Here is a 24,953-nt window from a genome sequence, read left to right as displayed (position 1 = left end):
TTGCGACGGATCGGTACAAGAACCTTCACCGAAGTCTTCGAGGCCATCGGATCAATCTGCGACCTCTACAACCCAGCAGAGTGCTGGAACTATTTCAAGGCTGCCGGATATGTCTCAGGTTAATGTCGAAACGCTTTAGGTCCGCGTGGCAGCATCGCCCGGACGAAGATCCCGGGCGATGCTGCACCCAGGGTGCTTCAGCGCAGCCGGTCCTTCAGCCCGCGTTTCATCGCCGCCATGTCGATATCGCGCGAAACGAAGGTGGCGCCGGCCTCGGTGATCCGGTCGGCGAAGCCCTCGTCGGCCGACAGAAAGCCCGCCGGTTTCCCCGCTGCTACGATCCGTTTCACCGCGTCGAGCGAGACCTCGACCACCTCCGGGTGGCTCGGCTCGCCGACATGCCCCAGCGCAGCGGCGAGATCGGCGGGGCCGACGAATATGCCGTCGACGCCCGGCACCGCGGCGATGGCTTCGATCTGCCCGACCGCCTCAAGCGTCTCGACCTGCACCAGCACCGCGATCTCCGCGCGCGCCGCCTTGTGGTAGCCCGCGATTTCGGCGAAAGCGGTTGCCCGGGTCAGGCCCGACACGCCGCGAATGCCGGCTGGCGGGTATTCGACCGCCGCCACCGCCGCCGCTGCCTCGTCAGCGTTCTGGACCATCGGCACGAGGATGTTCTGCGCACCGATGTCGAGGAGCTTCTTGATCTCGGCCGCATTCAGCGAACCGGGGCGCACGATCGGCGAAACCGGGTAGGCGGCCACGGCCTGCAGCAGCGGCAGAACGCTGAGCGGATCGAGCGCCGAATGCTCGGTGTCGAACAGCATCCAGTCGAAGCCCAGGCCCGCGCACATCTCGGCCACCAGAGTGTCGTTGATCGTACACCAAAGGCCGCGTTGCAAACGGCCCTCGCGCAACCCCGCCTTGAAAGCATTGTGTTTGAGCGCGGCCATTATTCGAACTTCACCGCAACCGAGCCGAGCTCGCCGAAATCGGCCAGCAGCGTGTCGCCCTTTTCCGCCCAGACCGGGCGCGTGAACGACCCCGACAGCACCAGGTGCCCCGGTTCCATGCTCTGGCCATAGGCGCTGATCTTGTTGGCCAACCAGGCGATGGCCTTGCCGGGATGGCCCAGCACCCCGACGGCAAGGCCCGTCTCTTCGATCTCGGAATTGCGGTAGAACGCCGCCCCGATCCGGCGCAGGTCCACCGCATCCGGGCGCACCGGACGGCCGCCCAGCACGATGCCCGCACCGGCGCCATTGTCGGCCACGGTATCGAAGATCTTGCGCGGCTCGGTCACCCGGGCGTCGATGATCTCTATCGACGGGATCACGTAATCGGTCGCGTTGAGAACATCCACCAGGGTCACCCCAGGCCCCTTGAGCGGCGCCTTGAGCACGAAGGTCAGTTCCGGCTCCACCCGCGGTACGCAGAAATCCGAGTGCTTCACGACAGCCCCGTCTTCCAGCAGCATGTTGTCGAACATGTAGCCATAGTCGGGTTCGTCGATCTTCGACGAGGCGCGCATGGCCTTCGATGTCAGGCCGACCTTGTGGCCGATGATCCTGTGCCCGCGCTTTTGCATTTCGTCGGCCACCATCGCCGAAATCGCGTAACTGTCTTCGATCTCGATCTCGGGAAACATCGCCGAGGGGCGTTCGCCCTGCACCTTGGTGCGATGGCTTTCGAGAAGCGATGCGACGGCTTCGCGGCGTTGTGCGTCTGTCAACATGTCACCTGTCCTTGGTCTTTGTAGTCTGAAATCAGTCGGGTTTCGCCGGCGGCGCCGCGTCAAGAACACGGCCCACCGGCAGGATGGAGAGCCCGTAGCGCGCCTTCACCGCGCCCCAGATACCACGCTTGTCGATCAGCATCACGGCGATGGCAATGGCGCCCATCCCGATCAGGTACCACGTGCCCCAATCGGCCGCGACCTCGCGCAGCGCGAAAAATACGATGACCCCGATGATCGGGCCCTCGATCGTGCCGATCCCGCCGATCACGACGATGAAGATCACGAAGGCGGTCCAGTCGTTGATCGAGAAGGCGGCCTCGGGTGTGATGCGCAGCTTTTGAAGGAAGATGAAGCCGCCGACCAGGCCGGTCACGCCCGCTGTCAGGACGTAGATCAGGAACTTCACCTTGCGGGTCGCCACCCCGACGGCCTCCGCCGCAGGCTCACTGTCGCGGATCGCCGTGAGCGCCAGGCCCCAGCGGGATCGCAGCAGCATCCAGACGAGCAAGACCGACACGAGCCCGAGCGCGAAGGCGATGTAATACATCACGACTTCCCGCGCGCCCCGGCTTTCCGCCAGAGAGCGCGCCAGATCCACCGGCAGCGAGATCCCGGACCCGCCGCCGAGCGCGCCGATCTGTGCAGCGCTGAGGCGGAAGACCTCGGCGATGACCCAGGTGCCGATGGCAAAATATGCCCCCTGCAGGCGAAAGGCGATCCAGCCGGTCGGCAGCGCGACAAGCGCCGTCAGCAGCGCGGCCAGCGGCAGCGCAGCAAGAAGCGGCACACCTGCGAACATCGCCAGCGCAAAGAACAGATATCCCCCGAGGCCGACGAAGGCCTGTTGCCCGATCGAGATCAGCCCCGAATAGCCCGCCAGCAGGTTCCACATCTGTGCCAGCGCGAGAAAGCTCAGCACCTCCATGAGCAGGCGCAGATCGGCCCGCCCCGCCCAGACGGGCGCGAGGGCGAGCGCCACGGTGACGAGGCCGAGCAACAGGCGGAGCGCGAGGGCGATCCGGTTGGTCCTTTGGGCGGGCATGGTCGGTGTCGTTACGGTCATCGTCGTATCTCACATCTTGGGCAGCAGGCCGCGCGGGCGCGCGACGAGGATGGCAAGGAAGACGAGGTGACCGGCGAGAATCTGGTACCCCGCGTCGATCTGCGCGCCGATGGTCTGGGCCACGCCGAGGATCACGCCACCGAGCAGGGTGCCCCAGAGGCTGCCCAGGCCGCCGATGATCACCGCCTCGAAGGCGAAAAGCAGGCGGGCGGGGCCTGCGGCGGGATCGAAATTGGTCTTCATCGCGAGGAAAATCCCGGCGATCCCCACCACCACCGAAGCGATCAGCGTGGCAATGGCGAAGATATGCGCATTGTTACCCCCCATCAGCGGCACAATCTCCGGGTCATCCGAGGTGGCGCGCAGCATCCGGCCCAGCGCCGTGCGGTAGAAGATGAACTGCATCGCGGCGATCACGCCAACAGCGGCGACAAACATCAGGAGCGGCAGCGCGCCGATGGAAATGTCCTCGCTGAGACGGAAGCTCGCCGTGTCGAGCCAGCCCGCGTTGAGGCGGCGGCTGTCGGCTGAGAAGACTTCGAGCAGCGCGTTCTGGATGATGATCGACAGACCGAAGGTCACCAGCACCGGCGGCAGCAGGTCGGCGCCCAGCACCCGGTTGAGCAGGATGCGCTGGTTGAGATAGCCCGCAGAGGCAAGTGCCATCAGCACGAACAACACCGCGAAGGCCGGGTGGATGCCGAAGCCCGTGACCAGCGCGAGCATCAGATAAGCGGCGGTGACGATGAAATCGCCATGCGCGAGGTTGACGAAACGCATGACGCCGAACATCAGGCTCAGCCCCGCCGCAAAGAGCGCATAGAGCCCGCCCAGCAGCACACCCTGCACGATTGCATTGACCCAGACCATCAGGCGGCCTCCTCGTCTGTCTTGGTTCCGAAATAGGCCGCGGCGATCTCGGCGCGGGTCAGCTCGCCGGGCGGGCCTGAGAGCGTGACCCGGCCTTCCATGAAGCAATAGACCCGGCTCGCAACCGCCATCGCCTGGCCGACATCCTGTTCGACCACGAGGATCGAGGTGCCGCCCTCGCGGATACGCGGCACCGCCTCGTAGATGTCCTTGATAACCTTGGGCGCGAGGCCAAGGCTGATCTCGTCGCACAGCAGCAGGCGCGGGTTCGACATCAGCGCCCGGCCGATAGCCACCATCTGTTGCTGGCCGCCCGACAATGCCGTGCCGGGGTTGTTCTTCTTGGCGACGAGGTCGGGGAACAGGTCGTAGACTTTCGCAAGCGACCACGGCCCCTTGCGCCCACCCGACGCGCCGATCAGCAGGTTCTCCTCGACCGTGAGAGAAGGAAACAGGCGCCGTCCTTCCGGCACCATGGCAAGGCCCGCCTTGTGAATCCTGTCAGCCGGCAGGCCGGCGATCTCCTGGCCGTCGAAGCTCACCTTTTGGCCCTTCGCGGGCAACAGGCCGGTGATCGCGCGCAGAAAGGTGGATTTGCCCGCCCCGTTCGCGCCGATCAACGCCACGGTCTCGCCTTCGCCGACCGTGACATCGACCCCGAACAGCGCCTGAAAATCGCCATAGAAAGCTTCGAGCGCGCGGGTTTCAAGCAGCGTCGTCATCGACCGAGATCCCCATGTAGATTTCCTGAACAAACGGGTCGGACATGACCGCATCCGGCGCGCCCTCGGCGACGATCTTGCCGAAGTCGATGACGATCAGCCGTTCGACCACAGCCGTCAGCGCATGTACGATGTGTTCGATCCAGATGATCGAAACCCCCTGGTCGCGGATGCCCTGGATGGTGCCCACAAGGTCATGGCATTCGCCCTCGGTCAGCCCGCCGGCGATCTCGTCGAGCAGCAGAAGCCGCGGGTTCGAGGCCAGCGCCCGGGCCAGTTCCAGACGCTTGCGTTCCAGCAAAGTCAGGCTGCCGGCCGGGCGATTGGCCCTGGCAAGAAGCCCGGTAACGTCGAGGATGTCGCGGCAGGCGGCTTCGGCATCGTGGTGATCGGCATTGCCGAAGGCCGAGGCCACCAGCAGGTTTTCATAGACCGACATGCCAACGAAAGGATGCGGGATCTGGAAGCTGCGCGAAATCCCCATCCGGCATCGGCTGGAGGCGGGCATCCGGGTAATGTCGGCCCCGTCGAACCGGATCGCGCCCGACGAAACCGGCAGCGTGCCGCCGATCAGATTGAACAGGGTCGATTTCCCGGCGCCGTTCGGCCCGATGATCCCCAGCGCCTGCCCCTTGGGCAGACTGAAGGTTATGTCGTCCGATACTTTCAGCGCGCCGAAGCTCTTGTCGACGCCCTCCAGTTCCAGCAATGCGCTCATCCCTTGCCCTCCGGTGTGGCCGGGGCCATGTATCGGCCCCGGCGTTGCTTTCGGCTCAGCCGATGGGCCGCATATCGGCGGTGACCGGAATATCCGGGTGGTCGCTGTTCTCGACGATCTCCAGCACCGGACGGTCGCCGTCGAGGTGCCACTGGCCGCCGACAAGCGGCGTTTTCGAGACGTTGGGCACCGGGCCGGTCGAGAAGTTCACCGTACCGACAACCGAAGCGTAGTCGGTCGCGGCGGCGGCGGCCGCGATCGCCTCGGGGCTGTCGATGTCTTCGGTGCGCGTCAGCACGTCCATCGCCACTTCAAACAGCGAATGCTTGAAGCCGAGCGGCATGGTCCAGGGATTGCCGGTCGCGGCTTCGTAGGCGGCGGCCAGTTCGGCAGAGCTTTGGCCGGTGAAGCCGGATGCGAAGGGGTGATGCGGCGACCACCAGACCTCGACCGACAGCCCGTCGGCGAGCGGGCCCAGCGCGCCCATCGCCTGCGGGAACTCGCTGGCCTTGGCCACGTTCACCACCTTCGGATGGAAGCCCTGCTGCGCGGCCTGAGTCAGGAAGGTGGTAAAATCCGGCGGGATCATCACGCCGGTGACGATCTCCACGCCGGCCTCTTTGAAGGCCGAGATCTGGGCGCTGAAATCGTCCGACATGTTCTGATAGCGGCCGGTATCGACCAGTTGGTAGCCTTTCGCTTCCATCACCGGCGGGAAGCCCAGTTCGGGGTCGCTCCAGCCGTTGCCATCGGGATCGTTCGGCCAGAGCGCGCCAACCACCTTGTTGGTGTCGACCTTGTCCCACTGGTTGATGAATACCGAGATAACGTCTTCCAGGCCCCAGAAGAAGTGGTTGGTATATTCGAAGCCGCTCGCCGGATCGCCCTGGCGGCCGAAGAAATGCGGCTGCCACGGGGTATCGTTGGTGAGGCAGGGCACGCCGTTCAGCTCGGCCTGATCGGCCACCGGGTTGGTGGTGTCGGGCGTGGAGGTGGCGAGGATCAGGTCAACCTCGTCTTCGAAGATCAACTCCTGCGCCACGGACGAAGCGCGGTTCGAGCTCGACTGGCTGTCCTTGACGATGAACTCGACCGGATGCGCTGTGCCGTTGATCATCAGCCCGTTGCCGATCTGCTTGGCAAACTGCTCAAGGGTGAACTTGTCGGGCTCGGCGAAAATCGCCAGCGGCCCGGTCTGCGGCGTCACGAAGCCGATTTTGATGGCGCGCGATGCGGCGATGGCCGGGGTGGCGAGGCCACCTGCAGCCGTGACCAGCCCGGCGGCGCCGGTGGCACGCAGAAATTTCCTGCGGGACAGTATTATATTCGACATGGTTGTTCCTCCTCCGATGTCTTGTGTCGCCGCGCCAGGCACGGCTCTCCCTGGTCCGCACGGAAGGGTGTTCCGGCGGGTCATTGTCTGGGCAAACCTTCACTGCCCGGAGCCGGTGGCCCGGCTCGCGTCACGGTTCGGATTCGCTGATGTTGATAGGTGCGGCTTACGCCTGCGGCGGATCAGCCGGTTGTCTTGTCACGTCGGATCAATCGGCCTCCTTTTCGCTTTGCGGCGGCGGGGCCGCCTCGCGCGCGCGTTCGATCGCACGGATCACGTTGGTGGCGTCGGCCCAGAGGCAGGCAGCGCTTTGCACCGCCACCACGCCGAGGGTGCCGTCCTCGCGCACCCAGACCTGGGCCGGCTCCCAATGCAGCGGCAGCGCGCCGGGCTCGGGGCTCGCCTCGGTCAGATACAGCCCCCAGGCTGCGGCGACCTCGGCCACATCGGCGCCGTACCCCAAGGGCAGACGGATGAGCTGCATCTCGCTCTTCAGCGCTTCGGTCGCTGCCCGGTCCTCGCCAGACAGAGCAACGAGACGAACACCGCGCAGGGCGAAATCGCCGATCCGGTCATCGAGCTCCTTGAGCATCCTCCGGGTCCATTTGCAATGCGACCCGCGGTGAAAGACCACGAGTGTCCCCCCTGCCGGCGCGCTACTTGCCAGATCGTATGCCCCATGCGCCACCGTCTCGAAGGCGAGCGCCGGCGCCGGCCGTCCGGGGGTAAGCGCCTCAACCATTCGCACCCCCCTGGGCGCGCGCGGTGTGCTCGCTGATCCGCGCCTCGATGACCGGGACGGACCGGTAGATATGCTCGATGGTCAATTGCTCGGCAAGGTCGGCATCACGGGCAATAACGGCATCGAAAATGGCCTGATGCTCGGCGCGCACATTGCGCGAGATCGTCCTGTCGGTGAGCGAAATCTGGATATAGCGCACCGAGTGTTTGTAGAGGATATCGCGGAAATTCAGCAGCCAGTCGTTCGAACATCCACGAACCATCGTGTCATGGAAGGCCTGGTTGCGCTTTTCCCATTCGGCCACGGACTGCTTCTCGCGGCCCACCATCCCGTTCTCGATCTTGGCGAGGTTGTGATGCGCGGCAACCAGCGCCGACTCCCAGTCGTCGTCGCCCTTGGCAATCGATTCCCGCACGGCCTTTGCCTCGAACATGGCGCGCATCTCGACGATGTTCTTGAAGTCATCGACCGAGACCGGCGCCACACGAAAGCCGCGCTGGCCCTCGGTGGTTACCAGGTTTTCGACGAGCAGGCGCGACAGCGCTTCGCGCACGGTCGAGGCCCCTACCCCGAATTTCTTGCGCAACTGCTCCACGCGAAGGCGGGATTCGGGCTCGATCTCGCCAGCAAGAATAGCCTGGCGAAGCGCCTCGTAGACCGATTCAATCGCCGTCTTCCCCGCCGATTCGGGCGCGATCTCGTTGATATTTTTCAGAAAAGTCATTCGGTCCCGTCTCCTCCCACAGCCGATGTTAATTGATAGCTCAGCCATAAAACAACGTCAAAATAACAAAATCTCGTTTTTAATCCTTCATTCGATAAAATCTCGTTTTTTGATTTGACAAACGACAATGCTATCAAACATGATCGGGGAAAGTCGCCAATCCAGGGGGGAGACCATGGCAGACGGCAACGAGCCGCGCGTGTTCAGAATCAGGGTTCGGGGCAGCGACGTGGTCGCATCCTGCGCGGAAACCGAGAAGGCGCTGATTGCGCTCGAACAGGCGGTGGCGTTCCCCCGCCCCCTGCCCGTCAATGTCGGTTGCCGCAAGGGAGGCTGCGGGGCCTGCCGGGTGAAGGTGCTCTCGGGCGACTACACGACCATCAAGATGAGCCGCGCGCATGTGACCGAGCAGGAAGAGGCGGAAGGCTACGCCCTGGCCTGCCGGATCATGCCGCTGAGCGACATGGAAATCGAGCCTGCATTCCTGAGCCCGAGAGAGCGGATGGAAATGCGTCAGGCTCAGAAATTCGCAGACTGAAACAGACTAGGGAGGAGAAAAACCCATGTCACAGGAAGGACTTTTGCGTCCCGGCATCGCGCAGCTTCGCGTGTTGGATATGGACGAAGCGGTCAAGCATTATGTCGAGTATCTTGGCCTCGAATTCGTAAGCAAGGAAGATGACGGCCGCGTCTATCTGCGCGCCTATGACGAATTCCACCGTCACTCGGTGGTGCTGCGCGAGGCGGACCAGGCCGGCCTCGACTTCTTTGCCTTCAAGGCCGACGGGCAAGAGGCCGTGGACGGGTTCCGCAAGCGGATCGAAGACTTCGGATACACGGTTGACGATGTGCCCGCCGGCGAGATGCCCGGCACCGGGGCACGCATCGGCTTCACCGTGGCGTCCGGGCACCGGATCGAGCTCTATGCCGACATGGACCTGTCGGAAGACGCGCCCGAAACCAACAGCCCGATGATCTGGAAGACCATGCCGCGCGGCATGCGCGCCCAGCGCATGGATCACTGCCTGCTCTATGGCCCGAACATCGAAGAGGTCGAGAAATTCTTCACCGAGGTGCTCGACTTCCACGTCCCCGAGCGGGTCGACATGCCCGACGGCGCTTTCGCGATCTGGATGACGGTCTCCAACAAGGCCCACGACATTGCCTTCGTGAAGCACGATGAGCCCGGCAAACTGCATCACCTGGCGTTCTTCCTGCAGGACTGGAACGATATCGGACATGCCGCCGACATCATGACCCATTACGACATCAGCCGCGACCTGGGCCCGACCCGGCACGGCATCACCCGCGGCCAGACGATCTATTTCTTCGATCCGTCGGGCAACCGCAACGAGGTGTTCTCCGGCGGCTACACCGCCTACAAGGATCACCCGACGCGGGTCTGGGATCACAATTCGGTTGGCCGGGGCATCTTCTACTACGAGCGCCAGCTCAACGATGCCTTCCTGTCGGTCGTGACCTGAGGAAAGACATGGAAACGTCCCGCCCCACCCGCCGGATCACCGCCGAGGCCGCCCATGCCGGCGTCGCGGCGGCCTGTGAACAGGCCCGGGCCTTCGGTGCGGCCGTGAATGCCTGCGTCGTCGACGCGGGCGGCCACCAGATCGCCTTTCTGCGCGGCGACGGGGCGTTTCTGCAATCGGGCCCGATCGCCCGCGACAAGGCTGCGACGGCGGCCGGGTTCGGGGCGCCCACCGGGGCCCTCTACGACGCGCTGAAGGGTGAGGCGGCGGTGCTTTCGGGCATCGCCGCCCAACCCGGCATCGCCCTCTTCCAGGGTGGCTTACCCATCGTGGTAGACGGCGAGCTGATCGGCGGCATCGGTGTCTCGGGCGCCTCTGCCGAACAGGACGAACTTTGCGCAATGGCCGGACTGAAGGCCATGGGGCTCACCGCGAGCTGAGGACAGGATAATGAAAGACGGCTTCACCGCAGCGCGCGACGCGCTGCACTTCATCAACGGCGCCTACACCAAGGGCACCTCGGGCAGAACCTTCGACAATATCTCACCTGCGACGGGCCAGAAGATCGGGGTGGTGCATGAAGGGCTGAAGCCCGAGATCGACGCCGCGGTCGAGGCCGCGCGCGCGGCCCTGCACGGCCCCTGGGGCTATATGAGCCTCACCCAGCGGTCGGAACTGCTCTATGCCGTCGCCGACGGCATCAACGCGCGGTTCGACGACTTTCTCGAAGCCGAAATCCTCGACACCGGCAAGCCGAAGGGGCTGGCCTCGCATGTCGACATTCCGCGCGGCGCGGCCAATTTCAAGACCTTCGCAGACCTCGTAAAGAACGTGCCCACCGAGAGCTTCATGCTCGACACCCCCGACGGGTTCGGCGCCCTCAACTACGGCGTGCGCAAGCCCAAGGGCGTGATTGCCGTGATTTCGCCGTGGAACCTGCCGCTGCTCCTGATGACGTGGAAGGTCGGCCCCGCGCTCGCCTCGGGCAACACCGTCGTCGTCAAACCCTCGGAAGAAACGCCGCTGACCACCACACTTCTCGGCGAAGTGATGAACGATGTCGGCGTGCCGCCGGGCGTGTTCAACGTGGTGCATGGATTCGGCCCCGACAGCGCCGGCGCCTTCCTGACCGCACATCCCGGGGTCGACGCGATCACCTTCACCGGCGAAACCCGCACCGGCGAGATCATCATGCAATCGGCGGCCAAGGGGCTCAGGCAGGTGTCGATGGAATGCGGCGGCAAGAACCCCGGTATCGTCTTTGCCGATTGCGACATGGAAAAGGCTATCGAAGGCACGATGCGCTCTGTCTTCGCCAATTGCGGGCAGGTCTGCCTCGGCACTGAGCGGATCTATGTCGAGCGCCCGATTTTCGACCAGTTCGTCGCCCGTCTCAAGGAAGGGGCCGAGTTCATGAAACTGGGCGCCTCGGACGATCCCGAAACCGCGATGGGGCCGCTGATCTCGAAGGAACATCAGCAAAAGGTGCTCTCCTACTACAAGCTGGCGGTGGAAGAAGGCGCCACCGTGGTCACCGGCGGCGGCGTGCCCGACATGCCCGATGATCTGGCCGGCGGCGCCTGGGTGCAGCCGACAATCCTGACCGGGCTGCCCGAAGACGCGCGCTGCGTGAAGGAAGAGATTTTCGGCCCGGTCTGCCATATCACCCCCTTCGACACCGAAGACGAAGCCATCGCCATGGCCAACGATACCGAATATGGCCTCGCCGCCGCGCTGTGGACCGAAGACCTGACCCGCGCCCACCGCGTCGCGCGCCGGCTCGACGTGGGCATCGTCTGGGTCAATTCATGGTTCCTGCGCGATCTGCGCACCGCCTTCGGCGGCTCGAACCAGTCCGGCATCGGCCGTGAAGGCGGGGTACACGGGCTTGAGTTCTATACCGAACTCTCCAACGTCTGCATCAAGCTGTAGGGGCGGAGCATGGACCAGGCCAAGATAATGGAAGCCGCCGACCGGCTATGGACGGCCGCCCAGACCGGCACGCCCTGCGCGCCGGTGCGCGATCTGATCGGATCAGACGATGTCGAGGCCGCCTACGCGGTGCAGGAGATCAACACCCGCCGCCTGCTCGGCAACGAGGAGCGTGTGCTCTCGGGCCGCAAGATCGGCCTTACGTCGAAAAGCGTGCAGGCGCAGCTGGGCGTCGGCCAGCCCGATTTCGGGATGCTCTATGACGACATGGAAGTGATGGACGGCGAGGAAATCGCCTGGTCGCGCTGCCAGCAGCCCAAGGTCGAGGCCGAAGTGGCCTTCGTCATGGCGGCACCGCTCACCGGCGCCCACATCAAGATGATCGACCTGATCGCCTCGATCGGCTTTGTCCTGCCGGCAATCGAGGTGGTGGGATCTCGGATCGCGGGCTGGGATATTTCCCTGGCCGACACCATCGCCGACAATGCCTCGTCGGGGCTCTACGTGCTGGGCCAGTCGCCGCGCCGCCCCGCCGACTTCGACATGCGGCTTTGTGGCATGGTGATGCTGCGCAACAACGAGCCGGTCAGCACCGGCGCGGGCGCCGCCTGCATGGGATCGCCGCTCAACGCAACGCTCTGGCTTGCGCGCAAGATGGCCGCCGCCGGCAACCCGCTGGGGCCAGGCGACGTGGTGCTGTCGGGGGCACTGGGGCCGATGGTCGATGCCGCGCCCGGCGATGTTTTTGAGGCCCGCATCAACGGGCTCGGCTCCGTTCGCGCCGCATTCGGGGAGGCATGAAGATGGCCGATTTGCCCGCGATTGCCGAAATCCTCGACGAGGCCGCCCGCACGGCCAATGCCGTGGCCCAGATCTCGGAAACAACCCCGCTCACATCTGACGACGCCTACCGGGTGCAGGCCCTGTCGCTCGAACGCCGCTACGCGCGTGGCGAGCGGCGCGTGGGCGTCAAGATGGGCCTCACATCACGCGCCAAGATGGCCCAGGTCGGGGTCGACGACGTGGTCTGGGGCCGGCTGACCAGCGCGATGCGGATCGAGGAAGGCGGGCACCTCTCGCGCGCCGCTTTCGTGCATCCGCGCATCGAGCCCGAAATCGCGTTCCTGATGAAAGCGCCGCTGTCGGGCGAGGTTTCGGCCATGGAAGCGCTGGCGGCGGTCGAGGCGGTGGCGCCGGCGCTCGAAGTCATCGACAGCCGCTACCACGATTTTCGCTTCGACCTCGGCGACGTGATCGCCGACAACGCCTCGTCGGCAGGCTTCGTGATCGGACCCCCGGCGCCGGTGAGCCACGATATCGCCAATCTCGGCATGGTGCTCACGGTCAACGGCCACGTTGCCGAGACCGGATCGTCCGCCGCGATCATGGGCCATCCGCTGCGCGCTCTGGTGGCGGCCGCCCGCATGGTCGCCACCGCTGGCGAAGAGCTGCGGCCGGGCGACATCGTGCTCGCGGGCGCCGCCACGGCAGCGGTGCCACTCATGCCCGGACAGGCAATCGCGTTGCAGGTGGAGGGCCTTGGCGCCGTCGCCGTCAATATCGGGGACTGAACAATTGCCGCTGATCGAGGTCACGATTGTCGAAGGCCGCAGCCCGGAACAGAAGGCCGCGCTGATCCGCCGCCTGACCGACGCGGCGGTCGAGACCGTTGACGTGCCGCGCGATGCGGTGCGGGTCTGCATCCGCGAGATCCCGCTCGCACACTGGGGCATCGGCGGCGAAACCCTGTCGGCACCGAGGAAACGATGAGCGAACCGGCCCACACCACCCCTGCCGCCGAAGGCGGTCCCGTCACCGTCTCGGTCTCACGGCGGGTGAACCCCGGGCGGGAGGACGATTACGAGGCCTGGGTACATGGCATCGCCGCTGCCGCATCGGAGTTTCCCGGCCACCAGGGGATCAACGTGCTCAGGCCCTCGGCCCAGACCGGCGGCCGCTACGTGCTGATCTACCGCTTCGACAGCGATGCCCATGCGGCGGCCTGGGAGGCGTCGGATCAACGTGCGCATTGGATCGAAAAGCTCGAAGGCATCACCGGGGACGAAGACGAGCGCAAGCGCGTCACCGGGCTTGAGGTCTGGTTCGATCTGCCGGACGTGCCCGCCGCCGCCCATGCGCCCCGCTACAAGATGGCGCTTGTCCTGATCATGGTGGTGTTCGGCCTGGTCTTCCCGCTGCAGGTCTACCTCGGCCCCGCCATGGCCGGGTTTCCCGCTTGGCTGCGATCCCTGGTGATCGTCATCATCCAGGTCCTGCTCATGACCTATCTCGTCATGCCCCGCGTGACCGCACTCCTGAAGCCCTGGCTGTTTTCAAGCCGGTAACCGGGCGCCCGGCACCGGCCGGAGCGCGATCCGGCCCGACCTCTACTGGCAGCCTCGTTCAACCCGGTCTTTGCATCGCTGGCGACACCGCCATTGTGCCGCCGAAGGGCCGTATGGTGCGTGCCGGCACGTCATGCGCCGCACAGCCCCGCGCTCGCCGGCAGGCGTCCCTGCGCTTTCAGAGTCCGTATCAGCGCAAGAGCCCCCTGGATGCCATGTCTACCCCGAGCGGGCCGGACAGATCTTCGATCGAATCGTAAAGGAGTTCCAGCACGTAGGGCGGATTGTGGGCGAAGGCGCCCGGATCGGCTGCAACGGCCTTCCAGTTGAAGGTCGCTTTCAACAGCCGCGGCGTCCAGGCGTTGTAGGCCACCGGCCGCCCTTCGGCCTCGTCGATCACCCCGTCGCCATTGGCATCGGCAAAGAAATAAGGATAGCGCGTGCCATCGTAGGCCAGCGGCGTGCCCAAGACATTCGCCGCGTATTCCTTGATCGTCTTCATCAGCAGATCCGCGTTCGCCACGATATCGTCGTGGATGCCCTTGGTGGCGTCGCCACTGCCGTCAAAGCTGAAGCGCGAGATGCGGATTTCTTCCGGATTGCCGTTGGTATGACATGTCAGGCAAGTCGTTTCGTCGATCTTCAGATTATGCGGATCGTGGCACGACAGGCAGGTCGCTACCGGCTTGGCATGGAGGAACCGCCCCGAATAGGTCTTGCCAGGATACTGGTAGCCCACCTGGCCGTAGCCGCCGAGACTGATCGACGCGCCGAGGAAATAGTGCGGGTTGATGAAACGCAGATCGCCGCTCACCTCATCCTCGGGCAGATCCGTGGTTGCCTTCGACACATCTGCCCCTGAGGCGCGACCCGAGTGGCAGGTAACGCAGGCAGCCTCGACTCCGGCGACCGGGTGCATCACCCCGGATGGCAAGCTGACTTCGGCGATCGTGCCGATGTTCGGGTTGTGGCAGGTCTCACAGTCGACCACACCGCCAATCGGGACCGGGCTTTCCGGCACGCCCGGCGCGCTGCCATCGAGACCATAGAAAGAACGGAAACCGACGCTCGAATGGCACACCGAGCACACCGGCTCGATCGCGCCATCTGCGTCCCAGTGCCGAAACGCTTCGGCGGTCGCATCGGAATGGCCCGACTCGGCCCAGCGCGCGATCACACGGGCGTTGGGGATCGCGATGGATTGTGGCGCGAACGGACCGCTGCGGGGCATGATGAAGACCGGCTGCCCGGTATCGGTTCCGGCCTCGATTTCCGGGCCGGACCCGGTTTCCTGAGCCATAACCGCAGCGCCCACCATCGCAAAAACGCTTACCGAAATGGCGGCGAGCAGCCTGAGTTTTCGTGTCAAAACTTCTGCGGCCATGCCCGCCTCCAAGATTAAAAAATATTTAACCGCAACGGTAGCAATTCTGAGCCATTTCGGCAAGATGGGGGCGGTGACGAAACCGGAAAAACACATTCGGAATCATGCATTTATGACGTTCAGACCGACGATCAGCGGACTCGATGTGAGAGTGGCTTCGCCGCATCCGTCGGCGACGCCGGATAGGCCCATGATCACCGAGGAAGCGGCGATTACCGCACGTGCCCAGGACGATCTCCGGGTGGAGCCTCTCGTCGAAGAGGGCAATCTCGTCGAGCAGGGCGCGCCGGTTCTCGAAATGCGCCGGCACCTCGCGATCAAGATCGTCGCGCCGATGCCCTGCCGGGTCGCGGCGATACGGCTCGGCCCGGGGCACAGGCTGTCATCCATCCTGTTCTTCCACGAGCCGGGAGCGGGGCGACATACCTACGACACCAAACTCGCCAACCGGAGTGACGATCCCGGCGCCCTGCGCGATTTGCTGCTGGCGTCCGGCATGTGGCGCTTGCTGCGCTCACGCCCGTTCGGCCAGGTCCCGGTCCCGACCCAGATGCCGGCGGCGATCTTCGTGATGGGGCTCGACACCAGGCCGTTGGCACCGGCGCCGCACCGGGCCGTGGCCAACCGGGATGACGATGTCGCGCGTGGGCTGCACGCGCTGCTGCGTCTCACCGACGGCCCCGTATATCTGTGTCAGGACCGGTCTGCGCCGCTCAGCACGGCAGCGGTGACCTCGGACCGGCTCCACCTGGTCTCCATCCGCGCGTCGCATCCATTGGGGCTTCCCGGGCAACAGATTCACCGCCACCGTCCAGCAACGATCGACCGGCCCGTATGGGATGTGCATCTCGAAGACGTGGCCGGGATCGGGGCGCTGCTTGCAACCGGGCTGGTGCCTGAAACGCGGCTGGTTTCCGTCGGCGGCCCGGCGCTTCGCGAAGCGCGTGAAGTGCATTGTCAGCCCGGGGCCGATCTCAGACACCTGTCGCATGGATTGGTCAAGCCGGGGCCGCACGTGGTGCTGTCGGGGTCCGCGCTGGATGGCCGCGAGGCGCATTGGCTGCTGGGCCGCGACCGGCAGACCACGGTGCTCGAAATCCCGCATCGGCCGGCTCGGCCGCATTGGTTCCAGGCGGCGCTGTCGCGCGCATCGCGCCCGAAGCCGCTGATCCCAACGGCCGCCCTCGAACAGGCATTCGGCGGCGCACTTCCGGCGGTGCCGTTCCTGCGCGCGATGGCTTCGGGCAACGCCGAGCTGTTCACCAGGCTTGGCGGATTGTCTCTGCTGGAAGAGGATGTGGCCCTCGTCGATTACGTAACCCGGGCCGAACCCGGCATCACGGCGATGCTCAGCTCGATGCTTGACCGGATCGCGGCGGAGGAAGCGGTATGATCAAAGGGCTGTGGGATCGAGAGACGGTGGCTCTGATGTGGCTTGTCGCGGTGTTCCCGCTGGCGATCGTCTGGATCCACCATGGCGGGCTTGACGCTGTCGGGCGTCTGATCTTCTTCCTCGCGGTCGCCGGATTCTGGCACGTGATCTTCATGCTCGTCCGCGCGCAACCGCCGTCCTGGGCCGGGGTCGTTACGGCGCTGGCCCTGGCGATCCTGGCGCAACAGGAGCTCGGACTGGTTCCGCTTCTTATCGGCACCAGTTTCGGCGTGGTGATCGCCGAGCTCGTGTTCGGCGGATGGGGGCGCAACGTGCTGAACCCGGCAACGGTCACGCTGGCATTTCTCGGCTTCGGCTTCCCCTCCGCACCCTGGCCCGACATCATCGTGCCGGTCGGCTGGGCGGCGATCCCCGTCGCGCTGATCGGCATTCTGGCCGGCGTCATGTCGTTGCGGATCGTGGCCGGCGCGGTGCTTGTCCTCGGCATCGCCTGGATGATGGGTCTGGATATGTCCGAAACGTATCCCGCCCTTCTCGTGGGCCTGGTTCTGCTGGTCTGCGACCCGGTGGCGAGCGCATCGACCGCGCTTGGCCGCTGGCTCAACGGAATTTTGTTCGGAGGACTTGCGGCAATGTTCCTGGCGTATTGGAGCGAGGCGGCGGCGGTGCAGATCGTCGTCTCGGCGGCCCTGCTCGCCTCGCTCGTCGCGCCGATCCTCGATGAAATCGCAATTGCACTCTGGCTGGCAAGAAGGAGGCGTCGGCTTGGCTAAACCTGGTCCGATTACCCTGTGGAAAAGATTTCTGTCGCTCCCGATCGACAGCCGCGGCAAGACACTCGTGGTGGCCTTCCTCGTATCGGTGATCTGCGCGGTCCTGGTCACCGGCGCGACCGTGATCCTGCGGCCGATTCAGCAGGCCAACCGCGCCGCCGAACAGCAGATGCGGCTTGAGGCGCTGCTCTCGGCGATCCCCGGCATGAGCGAGGTGCTCGACGAAGCCGGCGGCGGCGCATTGACGACCGTGGTCGTGAACCTGAAGAAAGTCGCGGCCAGCGACGTTGCCCCGGAAGATCTGCCCGCGGCGCTCGAAAGCGCCGAAAACTGGACACAACTCACCCCCGAGCAGGATCTCGCCTCCATCGGCAACCGGCCCGATCTGGTGCAGGTGTTCTTCTTGCGCGACGGTGACGACATTTCGCTCGCGGTGTTGCCGATCTACGGGGTCGGTCACGGCGGCATGATCGAAGCCATGATTGCGCTGCGTGGCGACATGAACACCATCGCCGGCCTCACCGTAACCAATCAGACCGAAACGCCGGGCCTCGGCGGGCGTATCGAGGAGCCGGCCTGGCAGGCCAGCTTTTCGGGCAAGCGGCTCGACGACGACAGCGGCGCCATGCGGTTCTCCGTTGCGCGCGGCCACAGCACAAGCGAATTCGAGGTGGACGGGATCACCGGCGCCACCCGCACGTCGAACGCCATACAGCGGATCGTGCGCTTCTGGATGGGCGCGGACGGCTTCGGCCCGTTGCGCGACGCCATTCGCCGGAGGGAGTTCTGAGCAATGGCTGCAAGCCCCCGCCTGTGGACTACCCTGACCGAGCCGCTGATCCGGCAAAACCCGATCACGCTGCAAATTCTCGGCATCTGTTCCGCGCTCGCGGTCACGACAGCGCTCGACACCGCGCTGACCATGGCGGCTTCGCTCACGGTGGTGCTGGTTTTGTCGGCGGGGATCATCAGCATGATCCGCAAAATGATCCCCGGCACCATCCGACTGATCGTTCAGATCACGATCGTCGCGTCGCTGGTGATCGTGATCGACCAGATCCTGCAAGCTTACTTCTTCGATATCAGCCGCCGCCTGTCGGTGTTCGTAAGCCTTATCACGACCAACTGCCTCGTGCTCGGCCGTACCGAGTCATTTGCCCGAAACAACCCGCCATTGGCCTCCATGGTCGATGCGCTGGGCAACGGGCTGGGTTATTCTCTCATCCTCGTGGTCATTGGCGCTCTGCGTGAGGTGTTGGGCCGGGGCAAGCTTTTTGGGTTTGAGGTCTTGCCGACCGTGGACCAGGGCGGATGGTTCACTCCATTCAATCTCATGTTGTTGGCGCCCAGCGCCTTTTTCATGCTCGGCGGACTGGTTTGGGCGGTGCGCTCGGCGCTGCCGGAACAGGCTGAGCCCATCGAGCACACACCGCCCGAGGTGGAGGAGCCATCGCGATGAGCGACTTCTTCGGCCTCTTCCTGAGCGCAATGTTCGTGGACAACATGCCGCTGACCCTGTTCCTCGGCCTGTGCACCTTTCTCGCCCTGTCGCGCCGGCCCGGCACCGCCGTCGGCCTTGGCATCGCCGTTATCGCGGCGATGGGCTTCACCGTGCCGCTCAACCAGTTGATCTATACAAGTGTCCTTGCACCCGGCGCGCTGGCCTGGGCCGGCTTCCCCGACCTTGATCTGTCCTATCTTTCTCTTCTGTCCTTCATCGGCGTCATCGCTGCGACGGTGCAGCTCACCGAGATGGTGATTGATCGGTTCTTCCCCCGGATCTACGCCGCTTTTGGCGTGTTTCTCCCACTGCTTACCGTGCATTGCGCGATCCTCGCCGGCAGCTTGTTCATGGTCGAACGAAATCTGACCTTCACCCAGTCGATTGCCTTTGGTCTCGGCAGCGGCGCCGGCTTCGCAATCGCGGTGATCACGCTGTCGGCGATCCGGGTTCGGCTCGCCTACGCCGATCTGCCGAGCGGCCTGCGCGGCCTTGGCATAACCTTCCTGCTTACCGGGCTTATGTCTCTGGGCTTTTCCGCATTCGCGCAGATGGTGGCACAATGACAGAAATTGTCGTCGGCAGCGTGATCATCGTCCTGATCGTTCTGGCATTGACGGTCGGGCTGCTGATTGCCCGACGCCAGCTGGTTCCCGAAGGCACGCTTGTGGTGAAGGTCAACGACGCCGTGACGATCGAGGCCAAGCGCGGTGACAAACTGCTTGGCGTCCTGCACGGTGCCGGCATCGGCGTTCCGGCGGGCTGTGGCGGCAGCGGCACCTGCGGGCTTTGCCGGGTCACCGTTGCGGGCCCCGGCGCCGGCGACCCGATTGCGACTGAAATGGGCATGCTGTCGGCTGCGGAACGGCGCGCCAATGTTCGCCTTGCCTGTCAGACCACCCTGCGCGGGCCGGTTGAGGTATCGGTTCCGGGGGGCGCGCTGGATGCCGAAAATCTCACCTGCACGGTCCTGTCGAACCGGATGTTGGCGCCGCTTATCCGTGAACTCGTGCTCGAATTGCCCGAGGGGCACGATTTCAGATACCGCGCCGGCGACTTCATGCAGCTTACGGCGCCGGCGTACAATATCGACTTCGCCGGCATCGACGTGCCGGACAGCTTTGCCGAGGCCTGGCGGATCGCGGGCTGGGACACGTTGAAAGCCGCATCCGCGCGCCCGGTGACGCGGGCCTATTCGGTTGCCTGCCGGCCAGGCGATGCCGCCGAGGGCCGCGCCGTGTTCAACATCCGCCTCGCCGTTCCGCCCGCCGGGCGTGAGACCGATGTTCCGCCCGGTCTGGTCTCGTCATATCTCTTCTCCCTCAAACCCGGCGATCCCGTGGGCGCATCCGGACCCTTTGGCGACTTTCATGTTCAGGACACCGATCGCGACATGGTGTTCATCGGCGGCGGGGTCGGCATGGCCCCGCTGCGCGCGATGATCCACGAGCAGATCGGCAAGGGGTCGTCGCGCAAGATGTCTTACTATTATGGCGCGCGGACAGTCGCCGATCTGTTCTACACCGAAGAGTTCGAGGCCATCGCCGCCGAACACAAGAATTTCCACTGGACCCCGGCCCTGTCGGACCCGGCACCGGGCGACCGCTGGACCGGCGCGACCGGTTTCATCCACGAGATTGTCCGCGACCAGATGAAGAAACACCCCGCGCCGGAGGATTGCGAATACTACCTGTGCGGCCCGCCGGTGATGATCTCCGCCGTGCTGCGGATGCTCGACCAGCTCGGCGTCGAGCGCCACACTATTTTCAGCGACGATTTCGGAGCCTGACAGATGCAAGCAACCCGACATCCCATCAACCGCCGCGACCTTCTGAGGATGGCCGGCGCGGCCACCATCACCAGCCTCGCCGCCCCGGCGCTCGCCCGGGCGGCTGGCCCGGTCGACATCCTCACCGGCACCGCTTTTACCACCGAATGGCAGATCAGCCTGCCCGCCGGCACCATGCCGATTGGTCTCGGTGCCGAAGTGCAGGCCCTGTTTGACGGGATCGACCGGCAGATGTCGCCCTACCGGGCAGACAGCGACCTCACCCGGCTCAATACGGCAGCATCCGGCCGCTGCGCCTTGCCCGCTGAATTGCTGCACGTCGCCCGTGCCGCGCTCGATCTCGCCGCGATGAGCGGTGGCCGCTACGACCCCACGGTCGGCCCGCTGGTCGCGCGCTGGGGCTTCGGCCCAATTTCGGGCAACATGAGCCCGGATCTGCCGGGGTTCACTCTCGAACCCGACGCCATCGTCAAGGACCACGCCGGCCTGACTCTCGATCTCTGCGGCATCGCCAAGGGATATGCGCTCGACGAGCTTGCACGGCTGCTTATGGCGGCTGGCCACCATGACTTCTTCATCGACCTTGGCGGCGAGGTTTTCGCCAAGGGGCTGCACCCGGAGGGGCGCGCATGGCGGGTCGGCGTCGAAGACCCCCGGCCCGAAATGGACGGGGTGGCGGAGGTGCTGGCGCTCACCAATCTCGCCATCGCAACCTCCGGCGACCGCAACAACGGCTACACCCTCGGCGCACGCCGCTACAGCCATATCATCGACCCGACCACCCGCGAGCCCGTCACTGGCCGCATCGCTTCGGTCTCCGTTCTGGGCCAGGACGCGATGCATGCCGACGGCTGGGCCACCGCATTGATGGCGGCTGGAAGCGAAGCCGGGCCGGAACTGGCACGCCAGAACGGGCTGTCGGCGATGTTCCTGTTGCGTGATGGCGCCGGGTTCTCCCGCGTGACAACCAGTGGCTTTACCGCGCATCTGGCATAGGAGGGAAAGATGGAATTTCTGATCGCCGTTGTCGTCGTATTGCTCGCTGCGCTGGGGCTCAGTGCGGGCCTGATTTTGACCGGACGTCCACCGCAGAACTCGTGCGGCGGGCTTGCCTGCGCCGGAGGCGGGCGGTGCGATGGCTGCCCGCGCCTCGGGTCTGGCGGCGTGGAGGACCATGATGCCTGAGAACCATGTCGACACCGTCATGCGCACGGAGTTTCCGACGCTGCGCCTCGACACACCGATCCGCGAGGCGGTGGCGCTGTTCGTCAGCAGTGGCTGGGCCGCCGCCCCGGTGGTCGACGACAAGGGCGCCTTGGTCGGGATCATGTCGCAGAAAGACTGCTTCCGCTCCGCATTGAACGCGAGCTATTACCGCCAATGGAGCGGCACGGTGGAGGGATACTACACCAAATCGGTCGAGACGCTCGACATCGAAACCGACATCGTCACCGCGGCCCAGTCATTTATCGAAAAACCGTTCCGGGCCTATCCCGTCACCCGCCACGGCATGCTCGTGGGAATGCTGAACCGGGACGATCTCCTGAAAGCCTTCCTCGATTTCGGATAGTCCGTTTTTCGCCAGGGGTGCCCCGGCACGGAAAAGTCCGTGTCTCATAAGGTAAGTGAACGTGTCAGGCTTATCTGAACCAGTTCCCACCCGGGCGGGATGGCCGTGCGCGGACCGCGCAGATCCACACCTCTCGTCGCGGGCGGTGGTCCTCTAGGATGTCACGCGATGGCGCATGCCTGCCCTCCCCCTCACCTGCCCCCTGCGTTCTTGACCATTTGGACAGAAGAATCTGGACACAGAACAGTATTCTGTTTTCATGATACTGGGCGCGCGCCAATGATTCCGGCACTTCGCGTGGCCCCGCATTACCCGTCCAGGCGCGCGGCACTGCGATTGTCGCAATTCTTTTTCAATCCCGTGCGAATGGACATCCATTCAACTGTGCCAACAGCCGAACACGGGGAGCTCGCGCGCCATGACGATTATCTACAGCGAAGATTTTGAAACCGACGGCAACGGAGTGCGTTACCTGCTGCCAACCGGCGAATTCACCGATGGGTCGGGCGATTTCTATACCCGCACCGATGGCAGCAATATCGGATCGTTCTATGACGTGTCCGGCCAGTCCGGCGCCACCAGAGCCAGACGGTTTCGTGGCATAGCTCCTCGGCATGCCGCAGCGCATGCGGGCACCGGAGGTCGGGCATCACCGCAATGCGGATGATCTCCGGACTGGCCCTGAAGAAGCAGCGATGCCGGGACTCTGACCTTCAGAGATTGCTACTTCGGCCCCCTGCCCGTCTCAAACTGCGGTCTTCCGACGGCCCCTTTGCAAAGCAGGTTCCTCCTGCAAGCCCTATCGCAATGCAGTCTTTTCGCAGTCACGCGCCAGCCGCCAGCTTGCTCTGCAAGGCCCGGCTCGCCTCGTCGGCCTGTTGTGGCGGGACGATCGCGGCGACCACACGGTCCGGGCGCAGAACCACGACCGATCCGTCTTCGACCTGATCGGAGAACCAGTTGTGAAGCCGCCCGTCGACATCGCCGATCAGCGCGGTTCCCGGCAACACCGTTCCGCGAAAGTTGCCGCGCTGGTTTTCGGGAACGGCCACGAAGAACCTACCGCCGATATCGCTCCAGAAGCGCCGCATGGCTTCGGACAGGTGCAATTGCGGATCGCTCCCCCACGACAACACGGCAAACCCTGCGCCAACCGCATCGTCCAGCCGCAAAACCTCGCCGCCCTGGATCGACACTCTCGGCTGCACGAACAGACGGCCCGTTGCACGCCCGCTCGGCTTGCCATCATCGCCGGTGACGATCAGCCCGCTGGTGAACCGGGGCATCGGCTTGAACCGCATTTGCACGAAATAGCGTTTGACCGGCGGGATCGCGTTGAGCGCGAGCGCGACCCGGTCCCGCAGCCAGGCGACGAGCCAGTTCGTGGGGGCGAAAATCTTGCCCGCGGTGACCGAGAGGTCAATCATCGCACGGGCATGGTCGCGCCGCTCGCTTTCGTAGCTGTCGAGAATGGCCGCGCCGGCGTCGCCGCGCACCACCATGCCCAGCTTCCACGCCAGGTTGGTCGCGTCGCGGATGCCGCTGTTATAGCCCTGCCCCTGCCAGACCGGCATCAGATGCGCCGCATCGCCGGCAATCAGCGCGCGGCCCTTGCGGAAGGTCGCGGCGAGGCGGGCATTGTGGGTATAAACGCGGCTGCGCAGCACATTGGCCCGTTCCGGGTGCGGCAGCGCGCGCGCAAGCAGGGCGTGCACGCCTTCGGGCGAGCAAAGTTCCTCCTCGGTTTCGTCGCCGAACACCATGAATTCCAGCCGCCGCATCCCGTGCGGCAGCGCGATCGAGACGAAGGGGCGCGAGGGCACGCAATAGAGGTAGGAATCCGGCAGGCCGACCGGATCGTCATGCAGATCGACAACGACCCAGCGGGTCGAATCCGTCACCCCACCGAAGGCGATATCGAGCGATTTGCGGATGATGCTGCGGCCGCCATCGGCCCCGACCAGCCAGCCCGCCGTCACCGTCTTTGTCTCGCCATTCACCTTCACCGTCAGGGTCACCTTGTCGGCGCCGTTGTCGAACCCCGTCAGCTCGGCGCCGAATACCGGCGTGACGCCATCGAACCTGTCGAGCCCGTCGAGAAGGATCTGGTCGACCATCGGCTGGATGAAGGAACTGCGCCGGGGCCAGCCGAACTCGTCGGTCCTGGGGTCGATCAGCGCGAAGGTTTTGCCGTTCATCGTCAGGAAGCGCATCTTCTGGTTCGGCGTCGTATGCGCGGCGATCTCATCGCCCAACCCGATCGCCTGAAAGCTGCGCAGGCATTCATCGTCCATCCCGACGCCGCGCGGATAGTCGATCAACGTTTCGCGCATCTCAAGCACCAGAACGCGAACCCCCATCATGCCGAGGTAGTTCGCGATGGTCAGCCCCACCGGACCGGCGCCGACGATAGCGACATCGACGGTGTCGGGCAGGGAAGCGGTGTTCGCGTGAGCCATGTGGCCTCCTGTTGCTTCGGTCACTGCGCGCTTGCAGGCTGGCCGCGTTTTACCAGATCGAGTGCGACATCGACGATCATGTCTTCCTGACCGCCGATCATTTTGCGCTTTCCAAGCTCGACGAGGATGTCTGAGGCGGGGATGCCGTAATCGGCGGCGGCTTTCTCGGCGTGGCGCAGGAAGCTCGAATAGACCCCGGCATAGCCCAGCATCAGGCTCTCGCGGTCGACCCGCACGGGGCGGTCCATCAGCGGGCGCACCAGCTCGTCGGCGGCGGCGGAGAGCCGGGTGAAGTCGCAGCCCGTCGCCAGCCCGAGCCGGTCGAACACCGCGATCAGCGCCTCGATCGGCGCATTGCCCGCGCCCGCGCCGAGCCCGGCCAGCGAGCCGTCGACCCGCACCGCCCCGGCCCG

At 64.9% G+C, this 24,953-nt stretch carries 30 protein-coding genes and 1 pseudogene; 19 read left to right on the top strand and 12 right to left on the bottom strand.

Annotated features, from left to right (window positions below):
• Positions 1-123 (top strand): annotated as a pseudogene (locus tag QMG28_RS20370) (IS630-like element ISSpo6 family transposase); the annotation flags it as partial.
• A 74-nt stretch (positions 124-197) separates the two neighbouring features.
• On the opposite strand, the gene QMG28_RS20365 reads toward QMG28_RS20370, so the two are convergent.
• The 9 genes from QMG28_RS20365 to QMG28_RS20325 all read right to left on the bottom strand — a co-directional run bounded on the left by QMG28_RS20365 (position 198) and on the right by QMG28_RS20325 (position 7,958).
• Positions 198-953, bottom strand: a complete 756-nt coding sequence (locus QMG28_RS20365; RefSeq protein ID WP_281844063.1) for an aldolase/citrate lyase family protein — start codon at positions 951-953, stop codon at positions 198-200.
• Positions 953-1,735, bottom strand: a complete 783-nt coding sequence (locus QMG28_RS20360) for an FAA hydrolase family protein (RefSeq protein WP_281844062.1) — start codon at positions 1,733-1,735, stop codon at positions 953-955. The genes QMG28_RS20365 and QMG28_RS20360 overlap by 1 nt, the downstream gene beginning before the upstream one ends.
• A gap of 31 nt (positions 1,736-1,766) precedes the next feature.
• Positions 1,767-2,801, bottom strand: a complete 1,035-nt coding sequence (locus QMG28_RS20355) for a branched-chain amino acid ABC transporter permease (RefSeq protein ID WP_281844061.1) — start codon at positions 2,799-2,801, stop codon at positions 1,767-1,769.
• 9 nt (positions 2,802-2,810) lie between these two features.
• On the bottom strand, positions 2,811-3,671 hold the full coding sequence (locus tag QMG28_RS20350; RefSeq protein ID WP_281844060.1) for a branched-chain amino acid ABC transporter permease: 861 nt from the start codon (positions 3,669-3,671) through the stop codon (positions 2,811-2,813).
• Positions 3,671-4,393, bottom strand: coding sequence for an ABC transporter ATP-binding protein (locus QMG28_RS20345; protein WP_281844059.1), 723 nt, complete (start codon positions 4,391-4,393; stop codon positions 3,671-3,673). Before QMG28_RS20345 ends, QMG28_RS20350 begins: the two co-directional genes overlap by 1 nt.
• Complete coding sequence (locus QMG28_RS20340) at positions 4,377-5,111, bottom strand: ABC transporter ATP-binding protein (protein WP_281844058.1); 735 nt, start codon at positions 5,109-5,111, stop codon at positions 4,377-4,379. Before QMG28_RS20340 ends, QMG28_RS20345 begins: the two co-directional genes overlap by 17 nt.
• A 55-nt stretch (positions 5,112-5,166) precedes the next feature.
• On the bottom strand, positions 5,167-6,444 hold the full coding sequence (locus QMG28_RS20335) for an ABC transporter substrate-binding protein (protein ID WP_281844057.1): 1,278 nt from the start codon (positions 6,442-6,444) through the stop codon (positions 5,167-5,169).
• 208 nt (positions 6,445-6,652) lie between these two features.
• A complete protein-coding gene (locus QMG28_RS20330; RefSeq protein ID WP_281844056.1) occupies positions 6,653-7,186 on the bottom strand; it encodes a redoxin domain-containing protein in 534 nt (177 codons plus the stop codon).
• Positions 7,179-7,958: a GntR family transcriptional regulator gene (locus tag QMG28_RS20325; RefSeq protein WP_281844055.1), complete on the bottom strand. Its 780-nt coding sequence runs from the start codon at positions 7,956-7,958 to the stop codon at positions 7,179-7,181. Before QMG28_RS20325 ends, QMG28_RS20330 begins: the two co-directional genes overlap by 8 nt.
• A gap of 127 nt (positions 7,959-8,085) precedes the next feature.
• Between QMG28_RS20325 and QMG28_RS20320 the strand changes: the two genes are divergently transcribed.
• Genes QMG28_RS20320 through QMG28_RS20285 form a run of 8 tightly spaced genes read left to right on the top strand, consistent with a single transcriptional unit; the run spans position 8,086 to position 13,671 of the window.
• Positions 8,086-8,448, top strand: coding sequence for a 2Fe-2S iron-sulfur cluster-binding protein (locus tag QMG28_RS20320; RefSeq protein ID WP_281844054.1), 363 nt, complete (start codon positions 8,086-8,088; stop codon positions 8,446-8,448).
• Positions 8,449-8,473: 25 nt separating this feature from the next.
• Entirely contained in the window at positions 8,474-9,394 is a 921-nt protein-coding gene (locus QMG28_RS20315) for a catechol 2,3-dioxygenase (protein WP_281844053.1), read from the top strand.
• 8 nt (positions 9,395-9,402) lie between these two features.
• Positions 9,403-9,834 (top strand): GlcG/HbpS family heme-binding protein, encoded by a 432-nt coding sequence (locus tag QMG28_RS20310; RefSeq protein WP_281844052.1) that lies wholly within the window; start codon positions 9,403-9,405, stop codon positions 9,832-9,834.
• A 10-nt stretch (positions 9,835-9,844) separates the two neighbouring features.
• Positions 9,845-11,326 carry a 2-hydroxymuconic semialdehyde dehydrogenase gene (locus tag QMG28_RS20305; RefSeq protein ID WP_281844051.1) on the top strand — a complete coding sequence of 494 codons (1,482 nt, stop codon included), beginning with the start codon at positions 9,845-9,847 and terminating at the stop codon, positions 11,324-11,326.
• Positions 11,327-11,335: 9 nt separating this feature from the next.
• Complete coding sequence (locus QMG28_RS20300; protein ID WP_281844050.1) at positions 11,336-12,127, top strand: 2-keto-4-pentenoate hydratase; 792 nt, start codon at positions 11,336-11,338, stop codon at positions 12,125-12,127.
• Positions 12,128-12,129: 2 nt separating this feature from the next.
• A complete protein-coding gene (locus tag QMG28_RS20295) occupies positions 12,130-12,897 on the top strand; it encodes a 2-keto-4-pentenoate hydratase (protein ID WP_281844049.1) in 768 nt (255 codons plus the stop codon).
• A gap of 4 nt (positions 12,898-12,901) precedes the next feature.
• A complete protein-coding gene (locus tag QMG28_RS20290; protein ID WP_281844048.1) occupies positions 12,902-13,096 on the top strand; it encodes a tautomerase family protein in 195 nt (64 codons plus the stop codon).
• Complete coding sequence (locus tag QMG28_RS20285) at positions 13,093-13,671, top strand: antibiotic biosynthesis monooxygenase (protein ID WP_281844047.1); 579 nt, start codon at positions 13,093-13,095, stop codon at positions 13,669-13,671. The genes QMG28_RS20290 and QMG28_RS20285 overlap by 4 nt, the downstream gene beginning before the upstream one ends.
• A 190-nt stretch (positions 13,672-13,861) precedes the next feature.
• On the opposite strand, the gene QMG28_RS20280 is transcribed toward QMG28_RS20285, so the two are convergent.
• Entirely contained in the window at positions 13,862-15,151 is a 1,290-nt protein-coding gene (locus QMG28_RS20280; RefSeq protein ID WP_281844046.1) for a cytochrome c3 family protein, read from the bottom strand.
• A 94-nt stretch (positions 15,152-15,245) separates the two neighbouring features.
• On the opposite strand from QMG28_RS20280, the gene QMG28_RS20275 reads away from it, so the two are divergent.
• The 10 genes from QMG28_RS20275 to QMG28_RS20230 all read left to right on the top strand — a co-directional run bounded on the left by QMG28_RS20275 (position 15,246) and on the right by QMG28_RS20230 (position 22,748).
• Positions 15,246-16,448 carry a Na(+)-translocating NADH-quinone reductase subunit A gene (locus tag QMG28_RS20275; RefSeq protein WP_434784461.1) on the top strand — a complete coding sequence of 401 codons (1,203 nt, stop codon included), beginning with the start codon at positions 15,246-15,248 and terminating at the stop codon, positions 16,446-16,448.
• On the top strand, positions 16,445-17,221 hold the full coding sequence (locus QMG28_RS20270) for an RnfABCDGE type electron transport complex subunit D (protein WP_281844044.1): 777 nt from the start codon (positions 16,445-16,447) through the stop codon (positions 17,219-17,221). Before QMG28_RS20275 ends, QMG28_RS20270 begins: the two co-directional genes overlap by 4 nt.
• Positions 17,214-18,011 (top strand): FMN-binding protein, encoded by a 798-nt coding sequence (locus tag QMG28_RS20265; protein ID WP_281844043.1) that lies wholly within the window; start codon positions 17,214-17,216, stop codon positions 18,009-18,011. Before QMG28_RS20270 ends, QMG28_RS20265 begins: the two co-directional genes overlap by 8 nt.
• 3 nt (positions 18,012-18,014) lie before the next feature.
• Complete coding sequence (locus QMG28_RS20260; protein ID WP_281844042.1) at positions 18,015-18,680, top strand: NADH:ubiquinone reductase (Na(+)-transporting) subunit D; 666 nt, start codon at positions 18,015-18,017, stop codon at positions 18,678-18,680.
• Complete coding sequence (nqrE, locus tag QMG28_RS20255) at positions 18,677-19,288, top strand: NADH:ubiquinone reductase (Na(+)-transporting) subunit E (RefSeq protein WP_281844041.1); 612 nt, start codon at positions 18,677-18,679, stop codon at positions 19,286-19,288. The genes QMG28_RS20260 and nqrE overlap by 4 nt, the downstream gene beginning before the upstream one ends.
• Positions 19,285-20,511, top strand: a complete 1,227-nt coding sequence (nqrF, locus tag QMG28_RS20250) for an NADH:ubiquinone reductase (Na(+)-transporting) subunit F (protein ID WP_281844040.1) — start codon at positions 19,285-19,287, stop codon at positions 20,509-20,511. The genes nqrE and nqrF overlap by 4 nt, the downstream gene beginning before the upstream one ends.
• A gap of 3 nt (positions 20,512-20,514) precedes the next feature.
• Entirely contained in the window at positions 20,515-21,507 is a 993-nt protein-coding gene (locus QMG28_RS20245) for an FAD:protein FMN transferase (protein ID WP_281844039.1), read from the top strand.
• Between the two features lie 9 nt (positions 21,508-21,516).
• Positions 21,517-21,696 (top strand): hypothetical protein, encoded by a 180-nt coding sequence (locus tag QMG28_RS20240; protein WP_281844038.1) that lies wholly within the window; start codon positions 21,517-21,519, stop codon positions 21,694-21,696.
• Positions 21,689-22,081 (top strand): CBS domain-containing protein, encoded by a 393-nt coding sequence (locus QMG28_RS20235; protein ID WP_281844037.1) that lies wholly within the window; start codon positions 21,689-21,691, stop codon positions 22,079-22,081. Before QMG28_RS20240 ends, QMG28_RS20235 begins: the two co-directional genes overlap by 8 nt.
• A gap of 418 nt (positions 22,082-22,499) precedes the next feature.
• On the top strand, positions 22,500-22,748 hold the full coding sequence (locus QMG28_RS20230) for a hypothetical protein (protein ID WP_281844036.1): 249 nt from the start codon (positions 22,500-22,502) through the stop codon (positions 22,746-22,748).
• A gap of 157 nt (positions 22,749-22,905) precedes the next feature.
• Here the strand turns inward: QMG28_RS20230 and QMG28_RS20225 are convergent, their stop codons facing one another.
• Complete coding sequence (locus QMG28_RS20225; protein WP_281844035.1) at positions 22,906-24,540, bottom strand: bifunctional 3-(3-hydroxy-phenyl)propionate/3-hydroxycinnamic acid hydroxylase; 1,635 nt, start codon at positions 24,538-24,540, stop codon at positions 22,906-22,908.
• 20 nt (positions 24,541-24,560) lie between these two features.
• Positions 24,561-24,953 (bottom strand): hydroxymethylglutaryl-CoA lyase-like TIM-barrel protein (locus QMG28_RS20220; RefSeq protein ID WP_491850076.1); only part of this gene is annotated, 393 nt, incomplete at its 5' end.

Origin of the sequence: Sinisalibacter aestuarii (assembly GCF_027923545.1) — a bacterium.
Classification (GTDB): Bacteria; Pseudomonadota; Alphaproteobacteria; order Rhodobacterales; family Rhodobacteraceae; genus Sinisalibacter; species Sinisalibacter aestuarii.
This window is presented reverse-complemented; position numbering and strand designations above follow the sequence as displayed.